This is a genomic window from Pseudomonas sp. CBZ-4, assembly GCF_000346755.1.
GTDB lineage: Bacteria > Pseudomonadota > Gammaproteobacteria > Pseudomonadales > Pseudomonadaceae > Aquipseudomonas.
Map to the genome: position 1 here is coordinate 1 of NZ_ANNV01000115.1, position 18,457 is coordinate 18,457.

The 18,457-nt window shown below is 64.4% G+C and carries 5 protein-coding genes; all 5 read right to left on the reverse strand.

The features are described from left to right. Nucleotides 1-163 precede the first annotated feature (163 nt). A complete protein-coding gene (locus tag B348_RS0115690) occupies nt 164-12,667 on the reverse strand; it encodes a filamentous haemagglutinin family protein (protein WP_017737021.1) in 12,504 nt (4,167 codons plus the stop codon). A 184-nt stretch (nt 12,668-12,851) separates the two neighbouring features. Continuing rightward, complete coding sequence (locus B348_RS0115695; protein ID WP_017737022.1) at nt 12,852-14,054, reverse strand: PstS family phosphate ABC transporter substrate-binding protein; 1,203 nt, start codon at nt 14,052-14,054, stop codon at nt 12,852-12,854. Between the two features lie 116 nt (nt 14,055-14,170). Next, nucleotides 14,171-15,373, reverse strand: a complete 1,203-nt coding sequence (locus tag B348_RS0115700; protein WP_017737023.1) for a substrate-binding domain-containing protein — start codon at nt 15,371-15,373, stop codon at nt 14,171-14,173. A gap of 372 nt (nt 15,374-15,745) precedes the next feature. Beyond that, on the reverse strand, nt 15,746-16,957 hold the full coding sequence (gene gspF / locus B348_RS0115705; protein WP_017737024.1) for a type II secretion system inner membrane protein GspF: 1,212 nt from the start codon (nt 16,955-16,957) through the stop codon (nt 15,746-15,748). Continuing rightward, nucleotides 16,957-18,375, reverse strand: a complete 1,419-nt coding sequence (gene gspE, locus B348_RS0115710) for a type II secretion system ATPase GspE (protein ID WP_017737025.1) — start codon at nt 18,373-18,375, stop codon at nt 16,957-16,959. The genes gspF and gspE overlap by 1 nt, the downstream gene beginning before the upstream one ends. Nucleotides 18,376-18,457 lie beyond the last annotated feature (82 nt).

Consider the following 18,457-nt stretch of genomic DNA (forward strand, 5'->3'; position numbering starts at 1 on the left):
CCGCTATCGCGGGCAAGCCCGCTCCCACATTTGGATCGGCGTATATTTTCAAGCATCAAAAAAAAGGGCGATCAGTGATCGCCCCAAAGCTACATCGAGAGGTTCTTTAGTGGGACGCGGAGCGTCCCGTGCGGCATTCCCACGCGGAGCGTGGGAACGATCACTACAAACTGATCTGCTTGCGCTCCTCATCCGTCAACCGCGCCCGCGCCTGTTCGCTCAGCGGCCCGGCGCCCAGCACCTGCACCGGGCTGTTGGGGTTGTAGCTGGAGCTCTTCTGCTCCAGCTCACGCGGCACCGGCTCCGTGCCAAAGCCCAGCACTTCCACGGTGACAATCGACGGCCGCCCCTGCTTCGCCGCCGCCTGCTGATTGCGCGCCGCGTCTTCTGCGGCCTGGGACGCCGCGGCCCCCGCCGCGCTGGCCGAGCTCATGGCGCCGGTGTTGACCGTGGCCGAGACCGGCACCCCGGACGACTTGCCCTGGGTCTGGATATTCGCCGCGTTCACCACCCGCAGGGCCGCAATGTTGATGTTGCCCGACACGCGAATGCCCGCCTCGCCCGCATCGATGGTGCCCAGCGGCGCGATCAGGTCGATGTCCCCCGCCGGCACTTCCGGGATCGGGTTGAGCGTGGCGATCCCCGCGCCGGTACTCGGCACCGACGGCGACAGGCTCACGTTGCCCCAGTTGTCATAGACCCGCTTGGGCGGCGTGTACACCACGGTGGTCTTGGAGCCGCGCCCGGCGTTGATGTCGCCCTCGGCGGTCCAGCCCATGATCGAGCCGCCAAAGGTGGTCATGATCCGGCTTTGCCCGAGCAGGATGCTGCCCATGGAGTACAGCTGAATGTCCCCGGCGCCCTGGGTAATCACCCCGGCGGTGGACGGTGGTGCCGCGCCTTCGATGCCGAAGGTCTGGCCGCCGCCCGGGGTGAACATCTGGATCGAGCCGCCGGCATTGGTGTGTACGCCCGAGCCGTTGAACAAGGTGATATCGCCCTGATAGGTGATCGGGTTGCCGGCCACATCCTTGTCCGGGAACAGCGCGGCAATCGCGGTGCGGCCACGCAGGTAGCTGCCCTGGCGCACGCCGCCGTCCTCGTTGTACTCGCGGCCGGCGGCCTTGAGTTCGGCGAAGTACACGTCGCGGGCAAACACCCGTTGCTGCTCGGCAGGCAACGCTGCGTAGTAGGCACGCGCCTGCTCGCTGTCGCCGACAAAACCGAAGCGCTCGGCCAGCCAGGTGACCAGTTCGTTTTCGTAGGTCTTGGCGACCTTGACGCCCTGCAACGACTCACCGGGTTGCGCCTGGTTGAGCGGGTTCAGGTAGGTCGCGACGAAGCGCTGGTAATCCGGCCCGTTGGCGCCGACACCGGCCTGCATGACGATGCTCGCACCGGGGCGGGTATCGCCCGGCAGGATCGCGCCAAGGCTGGTCACGCTGTGCTCGCCGCCGGCGCCGGTCAGCAGGATGTTGCGCCCGGCGGAAACTTCCAGCAGGCCGGGGCCGGCGACTTGGAAGTTGCTGAAGAGGATGTCGCGGCCGGCGGAGACGATGGAGATGTCGTTGGGGTTTTTGTGCAAGAAAAGGTTATTGCTCGAACCCGCGTCAGTCCTGTCCAGGCCAAAGCTACGACCACTGCTGACGATATCCCGCCCGGCCATCATCCTTATCGCACCGTTACCTTCATACCAAGTCTCACCTTCATGCAGTGACCCTGGGGTTGCGCTAAACGTGATAATCCGACCACTGCTTACTCCGACCAGATCGCCGTCCATCGCATAAAAACGCGCCGGTTCAGCACTGCCAACGGCGGACGCAGCTGCCGTAGCTGGCCCAAACGCAAACAACGACAAGGAGCCCAAGCTGCCACTGGCTGGCAGGTTACTGGCCACCACCGCAGTGCCAATACGAGCTTGATAGGCAGGATTCCAAGGGGTTGCCAGCGAACTTTGCGCCGCCCCGGACTGGCTGACCGCCATACCACCGCCGTAGATCGAGCCCTGAGCAAGGAATTGCAACTGGCCGTTCTGCCCCGGTGCCAGCAGCAAGGGGTAGCTGTAGTTTCCGTCGTTGTTGGCTTGCAGTTCGGCCGCTTTACCGTAATACAGACTCCCGCCAGCCGCCGTTGCCCGCACAATTGACGGATAGACCACCGCCAGGTCGGCCGGCGTATCGGATCGAGTAAACGGCGTCAGGTTCCCACCCAAGGAGAACAGATCGATAGCCGTGTCCTTGGTCCACAACGTGAACCAACTGGCGCCGGTACCCAGGGTGGTGCCTTGTGCAAACGGCGAGGCATGGCTGATCGACACCCGGCCCGGGTCTTCAACGTTCTGTACCACCAGATCCGCCAGGGCCTGCACATTGAACGTCGCGTCGCCCGGCACCAGGGTCAGCCCACCACGCGCCACGCCACGGGTCGAGACCAGCGGGTCGAATGCACGGGTCTCGCCGGGGCTCTGTTCGGTAGATGTATTGCCGTACAACAGATCGACGCTGCCCACGCTGGCGCTGCGCAACTGCACATCGCCGCGAAGGTTGACCAGCACGCCATCACGGTGGTCATCGGAGCTTGCAAGACTGGCGGGGTTCAAGCTGCCACCGATGCGCACCCGCAGGTCGCCGCCGCCGGTCAACTGCAAGCCGCCATCGCTGGCGACCCTGCCCGTACTGCCGACTGCCAGCACCAGGCCTTGGCTATGGGGGTTCAACGCCGTGTTGCTGAGGCCATAACCTAGCGTATTCAAAACCCCGGCGTTGCCATCGACGTTGACCGTCAGATCGCCGCCGCCGAGGGTGCCAAATCCGGTGAAGCCAAGCATGGTATCGGCCCCCGAAGGCGTCGCAGCGTAACTACCGAAGTTGATCCACCAGGCGCTCGGTTGCGCCTGCCCTCCGGTCGCCACCGCATTGCTGCCCTGGCGCCACAGCCAGTTGCCGACGTTGGCCGAGTCGGTCCCGATATCCTTGGGATCGGGGCGCCCGACAGTGTTCAGAGTGGTGCTGGTGATATCACCGGTCAAATCGCCCCCGGCAGTGATCGTCAGATTACCCCCTGCCTCTGGATACCACGCCCGGTACAGGCTGGTGGGCGAGCCGTTGACGAATTGCTCGAACAGGCTGCCCGCGCTCAGCACAGTTTTCGCCACCCCCTGCTTCGCCTTGGCCTGGTTATACGGGTCGCCCTCGAACGTGCCCGACGAGGACGTACCGGCGGTGTACACCCCATACAACGAGTCCATGCTCAGGTTGCCTGCACTCAACAAGTCCAGGTCGCCGGTGCCGGTGCGGATCACGCTGAAACGTGTGCTCGCCGGTGCGGCCGCATACTCCAGCGGGTTTTTGAGCTGGCAAAACATCATGCTGGCGGCGCACAGCTGGTCGACGGTAAACCGGTTGAAGCGATACACCAGTTCGTCGGTCATCTCGGCACCCAGCGTTACCACGACCCCCGCCCTCGCGAAGCGATCGACGGAGTACTGGGTGAAGACATAAGCCCCCGTGGTCTTGCAGAACTGCGGGGACGCACCACAAAAATCATTGATGGAACCCTGGTTGAGGCCATCGAGTACCTGCTGATCGACAGGATCACCCGCCTTGACGGTCACCCCTTTGCCCCCCAGATACGCGACCGCAGCCGCCGTCCAGACTTCCACACCACGCGGCGGCAATTGCTTGGCGAACATGCCGTAATGCGTATCCGCCAGATGCAGGTCGCCGCTGCGCGGATGCGCTTGCAGGATGCGACTGTCGGCAGCCTCGGTATCGGCGCCTGCCACCAGGCGCAACGACCAGGATTGCGTGCCCTCGGCCAGCATCGGCGCGATTGCCCACAGCTGCCCGGACCCGCCAGCGCGCAGTTGCACCGACCTCACGCCATCGGGCAATTTCACATTGGTACCGGCAGGAATCAGCGCGCCTTTGGGCAAGTCCTTGGTGCCATCGAGCAACACAAGGTTGTTGCTCGGATTGGCCTGATGCACGCCTGGCAACGGCACGCCTTTCGGCCAGAGCATGCCCTGCAACACGGTACCCTCGGTCAACAGCGTACCGGCGCCCAGTTGCGTGCCTTCGGCCAATGTCTGCGCCTCGCTGAGCAAGGTGCCAGCGGCGAACAACAGATTGCCGCCCGCATCGCGCACGTCGGCCGCGACAACGCTGCCGGCCGCCAATACCAGCTCCTGGCCCAATGTCGCCGTTACCGGCAGCCGGGTATTGGCCGCGACCGTCAGGCCCTTGATCGGCAGGTCATAGTTCAACGTGGTGCCCGCCGGGAACGCCGTGCCATCGGCCAGGGTCACGCCGTTGCCCGGCACCACCACCGTACCGCCCCGGTAGTCGATGCCTGGCAGCAACACCCAGCCCTTGTCGTCCGCCGACGGCGGTGGCGGCGCGAAGCCGTCGTTGATGCTGCCGTAGATATTCAGGTCGCCACCGGCACGCAGGGTCAGACTGCCGGATTCACCGGAACCGTAGACCGCGTTGTCCTGCTGGCTATGGGGGTTGAGGCTGGCGTAGCGGTAACGGGACAGGTCCAGGTCGCCCTGCACCACCAGGTCACCGTCCGCCGTCTTGCTGACGATTTCCACGCCGGGGCGCACATGGAAAGCATCGGCGTAGGTGGCGTTGTTCAGCCCGGCGAGTTTGTTTTGCAGCAAGTGGGTGTTCTGCAACGCGGCGTTGATGAAGTCATTGCTCAGCGCGTGCTTGCCATCCAGGTAGCCCTGGGTGATCTCCTGATAGGGCTTGCCGCTGGCGGTGGCGTCGGTTTTTTCCGGGGCATCGTCGTAGGTGGCCATGCCATTGAGGCTGATGGAACGCGCGCCCTGGATCGTCACGCGGCCGCTGGCGTCGATGGCGATGTCGTTGCTGCCGAGGCGTGGCGCGTTGAGTTCCAGGGTGCCGCGATTGCGTCCGTCGTTACCGGCCGCGCCGTCGGTGCCGTGGCGCAGGTCGATGCGGGCGCCGCTGGCGAGGGTCAGTTGGCCGTCGCCGGAGCCCAGCACCACCATGGCGCGGTTGGGCGAGTCGATGATCTTGCCGTAGCTGTCCACCCGTAGTTTGCTGCCGTGGGCGTCGAGTACCGCCGTGCCGTCAAGGGTCAGGCCGTGCTTGCCGGCCAGGGTAATGCTGCCGACGCGCTCACCGCTGGCGTCCACCAGGCCGTTGACCCGCAGGCGGCCGTTGTCGAGGGACACGCTGATGTTGCCGGCCTTGAGGCCGTTGCCGATGGTCAAGTCGCCCTGCTTGAGCTGGAAGCTGCGGCCACCATAGACCGCGCCCTGGTTGAGGCGCCCGTTGAGGTCGGCAAATTGCTGGTCGAGGGAACCGCTGCCGCCCAGGTGCTGGGCCTGGAGTTCCACGGTCGCGGCCTCGTAGGGCATCGACGTGCCACCGGCGGCGTAATAACCGCTGCTGCTACCCAGGATCTTGCCTTGCAGATCGACGATCCCGGCCGCCGCGTCGGTTGCCACCGCGCGCAATTTACCGGCCTGGTTGTGCTGGGCCGACAGGTCGATGGTCGAACCGGCGGCCTGGCGGATATTGCCGTTGCGGCTGTCGAGCAACACGTCGCCGCCCCAGCCGTATTGGGTCACATCGTTGAAGGCGATGGGGCGCCCGGCCACGTCGATCAGTGCGTCATCGGTCAACACCACATCGCCACGGGCACTGAGGCTGACCTTGCCGCTGGGCAGCACCACCGCCCCGGCCACGCGAATGCTGTCGCCTTGCAAGGCCAGCTCGGCACCCTGGCCGCTGGCGGTGCCACGGGGACCGGCGGAGGCGCCGATATCAATCGCGCCACCGGCGGTAATGCGGTTCACCGAGCCGGCAGCACCGGTCATCAGCGGTGTGCGAATGGTCAGGTTGCCACCGCTGTACTGGAAGCCGGTGACCGGGTCATAGGCGCCCTGGCTCTGGTACACCTTCAGGCTGCCCTTGTGGTTGGCGGTGACGCGCTCGCTGGCGTTGAGATTGACGTTGGCAAACCCGAGGGCCAGGCGGTCGAAGCTTTTTACATTGCTCGGCTGGCCAAAGTCGCCATAGCCGAACTCGATGCGCTCGGCGTTGATGTCGAGGCGCCCGCTGCCGGTGCCCGCGCCGCCTGTCACCACGGTGCCAGGGGCGTTGGTGGCGCCCAGCCAGATCAGGTTGGCGGTGTGGATCGTCGCCACATCATTGGCGCCACCGGCGCCATACATCGCCGGGGTGGACAGCATCAGGTTGCTCAGCAGCGACTTGCCGGTGAGCGGGTCGTAGGTGTCGAGGCTGGTGGTGCCGTAGAAGTTGAAGCTGTCGCGGGCGGACAGTTGCAGGGTTTCCAGGGCGGGTGCGCCGAATTGCGTGTCACCGCGCAACAGGCGGTCGAGCAGCGCTTGGGTCAGGGTCAGCCCGGCAGGTACGCGGTTGCCCGCAGCGGCCAAGGCTTCGGCGCTGCCCAGGTTGATCGCGCTGACACCGAGGTTGAGGTGACGGGTGCCGTAGCGCACTTCATCGCCCAACTGGAAGGTGCCGTTGGTCAAGGCGACGATGCTGCCATCGGAATACAGACCGGTCCCGCCACTGCAGGCGCCGCTGTCGCAGGCACCCACGTTGATCCCCTGGCTGATCCCGTTTTGCGCAGTGCCACTGACCACATTGAGCAGCCCGTTGGACACCGCCAACATGTTGTCCACTTTGTAGATAAACCCGTCACGCGCGTCGTAACTGGCCTTGCCACGCCCCAGGGTGTTGATCGAGGCGCCCTGCTCGACCACGATGGCGCCAACGTCGCTGACCAGGAACACTTCGGGTGCAGCGAGGGTTGCACCCTCACGCAACGTGACCGTGCTGTAGGCCGCATTGAGGCCGGACGCCAGGCTGATAAAGTTGCCGGACTGGCCGTATTCCACAACGGTCATGCCGCCGACCATCAGCCGTGAGGCGCCCAAGGCATTGAGGGAGTCGGCCTTGAGGGTGATGCCGGCGAAGTCAGCGGTGGCTGATTTGCCAGCGCCTACCACTTCAATGCCCAGTGTGCTTGGGTCCGTCACGGCCACCGTACCGCCGTACCCACCTGAAGCAGCCTCAAACCGCCCTACGCCCTCGAACGAAAAGCCATCGGCACCCGCACCGGGGCGCAGCGCCAGCTTCAAGGTCTTGGCGTCGGCTTCCAGCATCGGTCGCGGCACGCCTAGCCGCGCGGCATCGGCTTTGGCGAACTGGGCATAGCCTGTTTCGTTGTATTGGGAGTAACGGCGCAGGGTATCGGCGGAAGTCAGGATCAACTGGCTGGCGATGCTGTTGCTGATCCCGGTATTGGCAATCGACAGGTGCCCGGAAGTGGCCCACGAGCCATTGCGCATCAAGGTGGTCGCCGCGTCGCTGCCAAGCCCGGCGAGGCCATTGACCTCCACGCGAAAGGCCCCCGGCAGCAGCGCGTAGGTGGAGGGCATCAGGGTGTAGGTGCCCGCCGGCAACCCCGGCACGCCGGCGCCGATCGTGACCTGCTGGCCGACCATTGGCGCTGAAGCGCCGCCCTCCGGCGCCACGGGCGCGGCACCCGGCTGGATCCCCGGCACAATTGCATAGACCGGGTTGGTGGCCAGGCCCGGCAGCACAAACCCGCCGTTGGCGCCGAACTGCACCAGCGGGTTGAAGCGCGCGTCAGTGGAGCCGCCACGGCCGGAAATAAAACCAGCCCCGAGCAATTCGCCACCGCCGGACAGATCCAGCGTGGCCTGCGGCTGCACGGCCACCGTGGTACCGCCGAGGATCACCCCGACGCTCAGATCGCTCATCGCCGTGGCCACGCCACCCTGGCCGATAAACGTGACCTTTTGCCCGTTATAGCGGTACTCCTGGCCGTCCAGCGTGCCGCCATACGGCAGCACCAGGCCCTTGCCACTCACCGAGGTGAGACTGCCCGGCAACAATTGCACCAGACTACTGCCCATACTGCCGATGTCGATCAGGCCCAATGGCGCACGCACCACACCGCCCTGGCGAACCGTCGCCGCGCCCAGTTGCAGGCGGCCGAAGGCCGAATACGGCATGGCGGCGTCGGCGCTGCCGGTACGGCCGATGGTCAGCGTACGCAGCGGGTCGAATTGGATCGAGTTGGCAGTCACTTCCCCCAGATATCCGGCGATCACCCGCGCACTGGCCTGGGTGCCCGGATACAACTGGGCCGCGCGCAGGGTCATGTCGCCATGGGTCAGCAATTGCGTGCTGATACCCGGCGCAATGGCGTTCTCATTCGGCCCGGCGAGGAAGCGCAGGTCGCCCTGGCTGGTCAGGTTCACCTGATCAAAACCGCGACGCTCGATGTCCAACAAACTCCAATCCGCCTGATTCAGGCTGCCCTTGAGGCCAAACAACACACTGCCGCGCACATCGATCAGGTTGCCACTGGCATTGAACTGCGCGGCTGTCTCCAGAAACGACGGCTTGGGCAGCTCGATAATCGGGCGAATGTACTGATCCTTGCCGGGCGTGTTGATGCCGTTGAGCAATAGATACGGCGCCGACAGGTTGACCCGCGAATCACCCGCAGCATTTTCACTGAGGGCAAACGCCGAACCGAACAGTCGCAGGCTCTGCCCCAGCGCCAGTGCAACGTCGCCGTCAAAGCCCATGATGCCGTTGCTCATCAGCGCCAGGTTATCAAAGCCACCCGCGCTGACTTGATCCACCCCCAGGCGCCCATGGCCATATTCCAGCCCTGCGGCGGCCTCCTCTGGCGTGCCGGCCAGGTCGTGACGCTGATGGGTCTGGCTGAGCAGCAGTTCACGGCCCTTGAGCACCTGATCGACGGCGGTAAACCGCTCGTAGTTCGGACTTTCCAGCGCCACCGCCAGGCTACCGCCCGCCGCGCCAGCACCGCCCGCCCGGGCGACAAAACTGCCGTCCAGGTACAGGCCGTTATTCGACGCCAGGCTGATGCTGCCGCCATTGCTGGCCTGCTGTACCAGGCCCTGCCCGGCAATGTTCAATGGCGCCTGGGTGCCGGAAGCGTCGAGGCGCGCACCTTCGCGCACCACCACAAACAAATCACTGGCGGTGGCAATGCCCGTCGTCAGGTCGAGGGTGCCGCCGATATTGATGGTGCCGCCGTCGCGGACCACGCCATATGCGCGGCCACGGTTGTCCAGCGCGGTCGCCGCCCGCGCTGCGGCATCGATCAGCGCGTGTTCGCCGACCCAGATCGAGCGACCATGGCCGAGGGAGTTCACCGCATCGGACGCGGCGGCGCGCAGCCCTCCCAGGGTGATGCTGCCGCCCCAGGCATTCAGCGTGCCGTCCATGTTCAGTTGACCGACGCTGCGCAGGTTGATGGCCTGGCCCGGGTCAACATTGATCACCGCGCCTGGGCCCACGGTCAGCACGGTGCTTGCCATTTGCTCGGCGGTGGAGTTGTTCTCGCCGGCATTCAGGCTCAGGGTTGCGCCACGGCGCTGGGTCAGTACGCCCTTGATCGCGTCTTCTTGGTAGAGCGCGGGGGTCCAGCGCTCCAGGGCGATGGCCGGATCGCTGCCGGTGGCGGCAGACAACGCCTGCTCACCGGCGCGCAGCACCGGAGCAGTGACATCGACCTGCGTGCCGTCGGTGACCAGCAAACCTTCGTTGCCCGTGATGTCGTAGGCCGAAAAGCCCTTGTTGAAGAAGTCACCCGCCAGTTTCAGGGTGTCGGCATCCGCAGCCACGGCGCTGTCGCCGATCTGCACCTTGCGTGTCTGCAACGCCAGGGTGCCGCCGCCGTTGACGCCGTAGCCGCGCAGCTCGCCGTCCAGGCCCAAGGCACCGAGGGCGCTCAAGGTCACGTTGCCGCCCTTGCCGCCCGCCAGTTTGCCGTCCACACCGAGCGTGGCGCCGGAAGACGCGTCCACCACGCTACCGGCCGCCAGGCTGATGTTGCCGGTGCCACGCAGCGAGACCTTGCCGCCGTTCACATAGGCCACGCCGGTGTTGTTGGCCGCGTCCAGCAGCAGGTTGTTCCAGCGCCCACTGACGTCCAGCTTGACCCCTTCCGCCACCGTCAGGCTGCCGTCGCCCGGCAGGATCGTGTCGGCCACCGCGCCGTCCTTGAGCGGGTCGACCTGGCTGAGAATGTTCCCGGCATGAATGCTGCCGCCGTGGGCCGTGAGGTTGGCGTTGACCGCCACCCCCGGCGCGAACAGGGTGATGGTGCCGCCATCGGCGACGTTGAGCGCACCGTTGACGCTGACCTGCTGGTTGGCCGCAACCTTGACCGCGCCCAACTGGAAGCCGTTGAGTTGCTCGCTGTCGAGCACAATCTGGCCCTGACGCTCGCTCGGCAGTTCCGTGGTGAGGTCGAGGCCGTCGGCGATTTTTTGCGTGTTGCTGTCGATCAACACCTGCTCGGCGGTCGCGCCCAACGCATAACGCAAGGTGCCCGTGGTCTTGTTATAGATCGGCACGTACTGGCCAATGATCAACTGCGCGCGCTGGGCCATCGCGTTCTGCGACTGCTGGTAGCCGTCGAGGTTGATCGCCGGCGCCTGCATCTGCCGCTCGCCCTGGAACACATCACTGACCACCTGCCCTTCGAGCACCGCACTGGTGGTGCCGACCACCAGCTTGCCGGCATCGCGGCCCACGGTATAACCGGCTTCGTTGCGCCCCTGCGGCGCAATCAGCGGGTTGTAGTAATACTCGGTCTGGCCCCAGCGCACGCTGGTGTCTTCATAACCCTTGTAGATCCCGGAATAGAGAATGTCCCCCGGCGCCCGCGACAGCTCATACAGGCGGCGATCCGGGCCCTTGAGCCAGGTCTGCCGGATGTAGCCGTCCTGCACATCCACGGTGCCGCCCGACAGGTTGATCTGCGCGCCCTGCTGGGTCACCACATCCTTGCCGGTAAAGGTCACGGTGCCGCCCTGGGCCATCCACTCGCCCACCGAGTGACCCTGGGTGCCGAGGTAGCCGCCGACTTCCAGCAAGCCGCCCGCCGTGTACCAGCGGTCCGTGGCATAACCGTTGGTGCCCGCCGCGACAAACACCAGCTCGCGCAAGTCCACCCACACGTCGTTGTTGATCAGTTGCCCGTTGTCGCGGTTGACCGCGGCATCGCGCTGTTCGTTGCCCTGCACGTTGATCTTGATGTTGTTGGCTTCCATCGCCACCTTGACGCCGACCGCCCCCGACACGTCGATGATCGCGCCATCGCGCACCAGGCTGCGCTGGCCGGCGCTGACTGCGACCTGGCCGCCGGTGGCCAGGGTGATCGAGCCTTTCTGGAAGTCCACAGTGCCGCCGCTGACGATCTCGATGCGCGACTGGTCGGTGCGGTCGGCCACCGCGCTGAGGTGGTCGAACTGGCCGTCGATCAGGTTGGCGGGCTTGCCGTCGAGCAGGGTCAGGCCGTTGTTCTTCTGGGTATTCAGCGCAGTGCTGCCGCTGGCATCCAAGAGGATTGCGGTGGTGCTGCCGGCGCCGAGGGTGACGCTGCCGGTGCTGTCGCTGGCCGAGTTGAGCAAGTGAATCGTGCCGCGTGTGTCCACCGAGGTGCTGGCCAGCGCCACGCCGTTTTGCTGGACCTGGTGACCGGTCAGGGTGATGTCGCCGGTGGACGCCATGATCAGGCCGCTGTTGCTGACCTTGCCCGCCGCGCTCTCGAAGTTGAGGGCGGTGGCGACTTCATTGCCACGGGTGGTGGAACGCTCGTTGCCTGCCGTGCCGACGCCTTTGCGGATATAGAAGCTGTCACCGGCCGCCAGGGTGGTCTGGCCCTTGGCGGTGATGATCGTGCCGGCGTTTTCCACCTCGGTGCCGAGCAGCAAGGCATAACCGCCGGCATCGGTGGAGGTGGCGGCGTTGTGGGTCTGGATCAGCGCACCGCGTTGCACCTCAACCTTGCCGGCCGCGTCGGTGAAGGTCGGCTGGGTGCCGGTGGTATCGACGTAGAGGCCGCGTTGGGTGAACTGCTCATCGGTGATGTTCGCCGCCGCCGCCACCAGGTTGCGCACATTGACCTGGCTGGTGCCGCCGAAGACCACGCCGTTGGCGTTCATGATCATCACCGTGCCCGCGCCCTTGATCTGGCCCTGGATCTCGCTCGGCCGCGCATTCGGATCGTTGACGCGGTTCAGCGCGGCCCAGTTGGACTGCTGCTGGAAGTCCACGGTGGTGTTGCGCCCGACGTTGAAGGTCTCCCAGTTGAGGATCGCCTTGTCGGCGGTCTGCTCGATGCTCACCGTGGTCTTGCCGCCCGCCTGGGACTGGGTCGGCGCCTTGGCGTTGATCCAGCCCTGGGTCAGGCTGTTGTCCACCTGCAAACCGCCCTTGCCCAGGCCATCGGGAATAGTCGAAACCTGCCCCAACGCCGCCTGCCGCCCCGCCGCCTGCGCCGCCTGCTGGGCCGCAATCGCCGCGACGCTGGTGTTCAGCGTGCTGATGGACCGCGCCAGGCGCTGGTTGACCTGCGCCTGCTGGCTCAGCGTCGGCATGCCCGGCACCTGCCCCGCGCTCAAACGCGCAGCGGTGGTGGCGCGCGTCGCGCCTTTTTCGGCAAACCACGCAGCACTGAACGCCTGGGCGGCATGGGCATTGCCCGCCACCATCAACAAGGCAATGGCCTGGGCCAGCGGCTTGAGGCGCAACACGGTCTGGGCACGCGGGCCCTGGGCATTCAGCTTGAGCGTGGGTTTGCAGCGGACCATCGGGAATCTTCCTTCTTTGTTAGCGCCCCGGGGCAAGACAGGCGCACGTATGAGGGTTAGGCGGTTGGCGAGGGGCGGGACTGAACTTCTGTCATGCAAAGTTCATATACGGCTGCTAACGCAAAAAAATCAGCAACGGCACAGGCCGTTGCTGATCGGTGTTGCGGGTCGTTGAAAGCAGGGGTTACAGCGGACGACCGATGCCGTTGCAGACGCTGGTGTTGCCGATGCCTTGGGCGTTGGAAACGGTCGCGAAGGTGTCGGTTACCGCTTGTTTCCAGTTAGCTGGCAGCGGTACGAAACGGTTGTCGCTAATGACAGCGTCGTTGTTGAGAGCCGCATCGTAGTGAAGCAGGAAGAAGTCTTGCACTTGGGCAGTCTGGGCAGCGTTGGCGTAGCACTGGCTGAAGATCAGGTTGGTGAAGCCCAAGATCGGGTAGCCGTTGGATGGGTAAGCGAAGGTGGCCGAGCCGTAATTGGAAGCACCGAACACCGGAACCCAGTTGAACTGGTCAGTATCGTCGATGCGCGAACCATCCGGACGGGTTTGGGTTGGAGCGAGGATCTGACCGATAGCAGCCGAAATGTTGGCCGGTGCGGGCGAATAACCAGAAACCTTGGCGACTTTGGTGGCGTCCTCTAAGCCTGCCAATGTAGACGCCGCGTACGCCGGGCTCATGTAGGTAATACGACCTTCGCGAGCGCTCAGCGCATTCATAGCCGCTTTGCTGGTGTCAGCGGGTACAGCACCGGCTGGCAGAGTAGCGGCGCTGACGCCAGCGACGAAACCATAGCTGTCTTGGAAGGTAGTGGTAACGGCGAATTTCTTGGCTTCGTTGCACTTGGCATTAAGGAAGCGAGTAAACAACTCGGTAGTGCCGCTGGACTCCGACTGATAAACCACGATGATCGCACCAGTACGACCAGAACCGCTAATCTGCTTCCAATTTGTCAGTCGGCCAGAGAACACGCCACACAACTGGTGAACACTCAGGTCAACCGCATTAGTACCTGCCTTGTTGAATGGAATAGCAACTGAAGTGGCGAACGAAGGCACCTGGATCAACTTGCCCCAGGTCGGTTGTTTGTTCGTTTTGTAAGCCAGCAGTTCGGCAGCCGTCAGCTTCGAATCACTAGCAGCCCAATGCACGTTCTTATTGGTAATACCTGGCCTTAGTTTGCTGTAGTCATTCGTCAAGAAGGCAACCTTGCCCCGACCACTACCGACACCAAGGTAGGGAGCGAAACCGGCAGTCAATACGTCAGCAGTCTGATAGACCGTTTCTGGAAGCGTGGCACCGCCTCCGTTGAGGTCGGCCATGGCGGCCGGGGCTGTGCCCAATGCAGCAAGGGCCATGGATACCGCGAAAACTTTGGTGTTGAACATTACAAATCTCCTTTGCGTAGTTTCATCCGTGAGGTGACATCGAGATGCGGGCCAAAAAAAATCAGCAACGGCACAGGCCGTTGCTGATCGGTGTTGCGGGTCGTTGAAAGCAGGGGTTACAGCGGACGACCGATGCCGTTGCAGACGCTGGTGTTGCCGATGCCTTGGGCGTTGGAAACGGTCGCGAAGGTGTCGGTTACCGCTTGTTTCCAGTTAGCTGGCAGCGGTACGAAGCGGTTGTCGTTGATGGCGGTGTCGTTGTTGATGGCTGCATCGTAGTGACGCAGGAAGAAGTCTTGCACTTGGGTAGTCTGGGCAGCGTTGGCGTAGCACTGGCTGAAGATCAGGTTAGTGAAGCCCAGGATCGGGTAGCCGGTGGATGGGTAAGCGAAAGTGGACGAACCGCTTGCAGTAGCGGCGAATACTGGAACCCAGTTGTCTTGGTCAGTGGCGTCGATGAACGAACCATTCGGACGGGCTTGGGTTGGCGCGAGGATCTGACCGATAGCGGCCGATACGTTGCCTGGAGCAGGCGAAACACCGCCAATCTTGGCAACTTTGGTGGCGTCATCCAGACCGGCCAAAGTAGTCGCCGCGTAGTCCGGGCTCATGTAGGTGATTCGGCCTTGGGCAGCGTTCAGCGCAGTCATCACGCCTTGGCTGGTGGTAGCAGGCACTGCGCCGGCTGGCAAGGTACCGGCGCTGACGCCAGCGACGAAGCCGTAGCTGTCTTTGAAGGTCGTGGTGATGGCGAACTTCTTGGCTTCGGTGCACTTGGCGTTGAGGAAGCGGGTGAACAGCTCGGTGGTGCCGCTCGACTCGTCACGGTAAACCACGACGATCGGGCCAGTACGGCCGGAGCCGGTGATTTGGTTCCAGGTGGTCAGGCGACCGGAGAACACGCCGCACAGTTGCGGAACAGTCAGGTCAACCGCGTTGATGCCGGTCTTGTTGAACGGAATGGCAACCGAAGTGGCCACCGAAGGCACCTGGATCAATTTGCCCCAGGTCGGCTGTTTGTTGGTTTTGTAAGCCAGCAGCTCGGCAGCCGACAGCTTGGAATCGCTACCCGCCCAGTGCACGTTCTTGTTGGTCACACCGGCCACAAGCTTGGTGTAGTCGTTGTTCAGAAAAGCCGCCTTGCCGTTGCCGCTGCCAACGCCGATGTAAGGGGCGAAGCCGGCAGTCAGTACGCCGGCAGTCTGGTACAGCGGCTGTGGCAGAGTGGCGCCGCCGCCGTTTACGTCTGCGAATGCAGCCTGTGCCGAGCACAGGGCAGCGAGGGTCATGGATACCGCGAGAACGTTGCGCTTAAACATGAAGAAGCTCCTTTCGTCGTGTTTGTACGTTTGGGGTAGATGGCTCTTGCATGACGCCATGGCTTCGGTCCCAAGCCGTCTTGCGGGGGTGGCCAGGGGTGAAAACCATGGGAGAGAAAGTCGCAGTTTCCGATGACGGTTATGGGAAAAAACCTCGGGAGGAAACGCTTGATTTTTAAAAAGATTCTCGGGTGTTTTGGTCATGGTTCCGAGCGGTTTGGGGGTAGGTGACAGCGAGGTTTCAGTGGGTGGGGCTGGAGGCCGTATAGCGCTTGGGATGTGACGGAATGAGGAACCCGAGGTTGAACGGGAGTACCCAAATTCACTGAACACACACAGCTCCCACAGTTGATTTGTGTTCACACAGCAAGATCAGGTGACGAGTTGGTTGATTTCGATGATGGGCAGCAATACGGCCATGACGATGACGAGCACGACAGCGCCCATCACCACGATCATCAGCGGCTCCAGCAACGCGGTCATGCCCATGGCCCTTCGCTCAATATCGCGGGACAACGTCTGCGCCGCGCGCTCCAGCATCGGCGGCAGCGAACCGGTTTTTTCGCCGCTGGCGATCAGGTGGATCAGCACCGGTGGGAACACCTTCTCCACCGCCAGCGCCGGGGCGAGGTTGACGCCTTCGCGCACTTTGGCGGTGGCATCACTGACGCACTGATCAAGGCGGTCGTTGGACAGGGTTTGCCGCGCCGCTTCCAGCGCGCGCAACAGCGGCACACCGGCGCCGCCGAGGATCGCCAGGGTCGAGGCGAAGCGTGCGGTGTTGAGGCCCAGCACAAAGCGCCCGATCAGCGGCAGGCGCAACACCCGGCTATGCCAATTCAGGCGCGCCACGGGGTTGCGCAGATACAGGCGCCAACTCCAGAAACCGCCGACGATCCCGGCAAAACACAGCCAGCCCCAGGCGCGGATGAAGTCGCTGGCGTTGAGCATCGCCAGGGTCAGCCCGGGCAAATCCTGGCGCGCCTGGGAGAACGCGCTGACCACCTGCGGCACCACGTAGCTCAACAGGAAAATCACAATGCCGATGGACACGAGCCCCACCACGCCGGGGTAGATAAACGCGGTGAGGATCTTGCCGCGCAGGTTGTTGCGCTCCTCGATGTAGTCGGCGAGGCGCTCCATCACCTGGGCCAGGTCGCCGGACTCCTCCCCCGCCGCGATCAGCGCGCGGTAGATCGACGGAAAGTCCCGTGGCCGTGCGGCCAACGCCTCCGCCAGGCGCATGCCGCCGCGCACATCGGCGCGCACGGCGGCCAGGGTCTGGGCGATGTGTTTTTTCTCGGCCTGCTCCACCGTCGCGCTCAGCGCCGCTTCCAACGGCAGGCTCGCGCCCAGCAGGCTGGCCAGTTGGCGCGTGGCCCAGGCCAAATCATTGTCCGATAGTTTGGGGGTGAACACACTGCTGCCGCCCGCCGCTTGCTGGTTGCCTTCGAGCTGCACCAGCAACGCGGTCAAACCGCGACCGCGCAGGCTGGCAAACGCCGCGCTCTGGCTGTCGGCCTCCACATGCCCGGACTCGACCTTGCCGCTGGCATCGGCGGCTTCAAAACGATAGCGATTCATCAGGCGTCCCGTGTCACACGCAGGATTTCTTCGGGGGCGGTGGCGCCGCTGCGCACCCAGCGCTCGCCGTCTTCACGCATGCTGAACATGCCGGCGCGGCGGGCGGCCAGGCGCAGGTCCTGCTCACCGGCGCCCTGGTGGATCAGGCTGCGCACGTCGTCATCGACGCTGAACAATTCATGAATACCCGTACGGCCGCTGTAGCCGATCTGGTTGCAGTGCGCACAACCCACCGGGCGCCAGGTGCCGGGCGCGGCCGGGTCTTCCTGCTTGCAGTGCGGGCACAGGCGACGCACCAGGCGCTGGGCCAACACGCCCAGCAACGACGAGGCGAGCAGGAAGGGCTCGACGCCCATGTCGATCAAGCGGTTGACCGCCGACACCGCATCGTTGGTGTGCAGGGTCGCCAGCACCAGGTGACCGGTGAGCGAGGCCTGCACGGCGATTTGCGCGGTCTCCAGGTCGCGGATCTCGCCGATCATGATGATGTCCGGGTCCTGGCGCAGGATCGCGCGCAGGGCGAGGCCGAAGGTCATGTCGATCTTGGCGTTGACCTGGATCTGGCTGATGCCCGGCAGGTCGTATTCCACCGGGTCTTCGACGGTGAGGATATTGCTGGTGCTCGCGTCCAGCCGCGCCAGGGCGGCGTAGAGGCTGGTGGTCTTGCCGCTGCCGGTGGGTCCGGTGACCAACACGATGCCGTGGGGCTGGCGGATCAGGGTGTCGAGGCGCGCCAACAGTTGGGGCTCCATGCCCAGGGTTTCCAGTTGCAAGCGCCCGGCTTGTTTATCCAGCAGGCGCATGACCACGCGTTCGCCGTGGCCGGTGGGCACCGTGGACACCCGGATGTCGATGGGCCGCCCGGCCACGCGCAGGGCGATGCGACCGTCCTGGGGCAGGCGTTTTTCGGCGATGTCGAGTTGGGCCATGATCTTGATCCGCGATACCAGCGCGCCGTGTAGCGCTTTGCGCGGGGACACGACGTCGCGCAGGGTGCCGTCGACGCGGTAGCGCACCACGGAGTGGGTTTCGTAGGGTTCGATGTGAATGTCGCTGGCTTCGTCGCGGGCGGCTTGGGTGAGCAAGGCGTTGATCATGCGGATCACCGGGGCGCCGTCCTGGGTGTCGAGCAGGTCGGTGACTTCGGGCATGTCTTGCATGAGGCGGTCGAGGTCGACCTCGTTTTCGGCCGCGCCGACGACGGCGGCGGCGCTGCCGGTGTCGGCGTAGGCGCTGGTGAGGAGGCCGTCGAGTTCGTCGTCGCGGACGTGTTCGATGGGGGACTGGCCGAATTGGCGGTGGACTTCGCTGATGGACCAGCCGGGGGTTGAGGGGCACACCGTTAGCAGCATGCCTTCGGCGTTGGTGCGCAGGAGGATGCGTTGGGATTTGGCCCAGGCGTAAGGGAGTAGGCTCATAGGAGTACATATCCGTTGCTGCGGTAACGGCGGCTTAGGGTTCCGCCCTTACGGCGGCTCACTTTTGAAGAGCGCAAAAGTA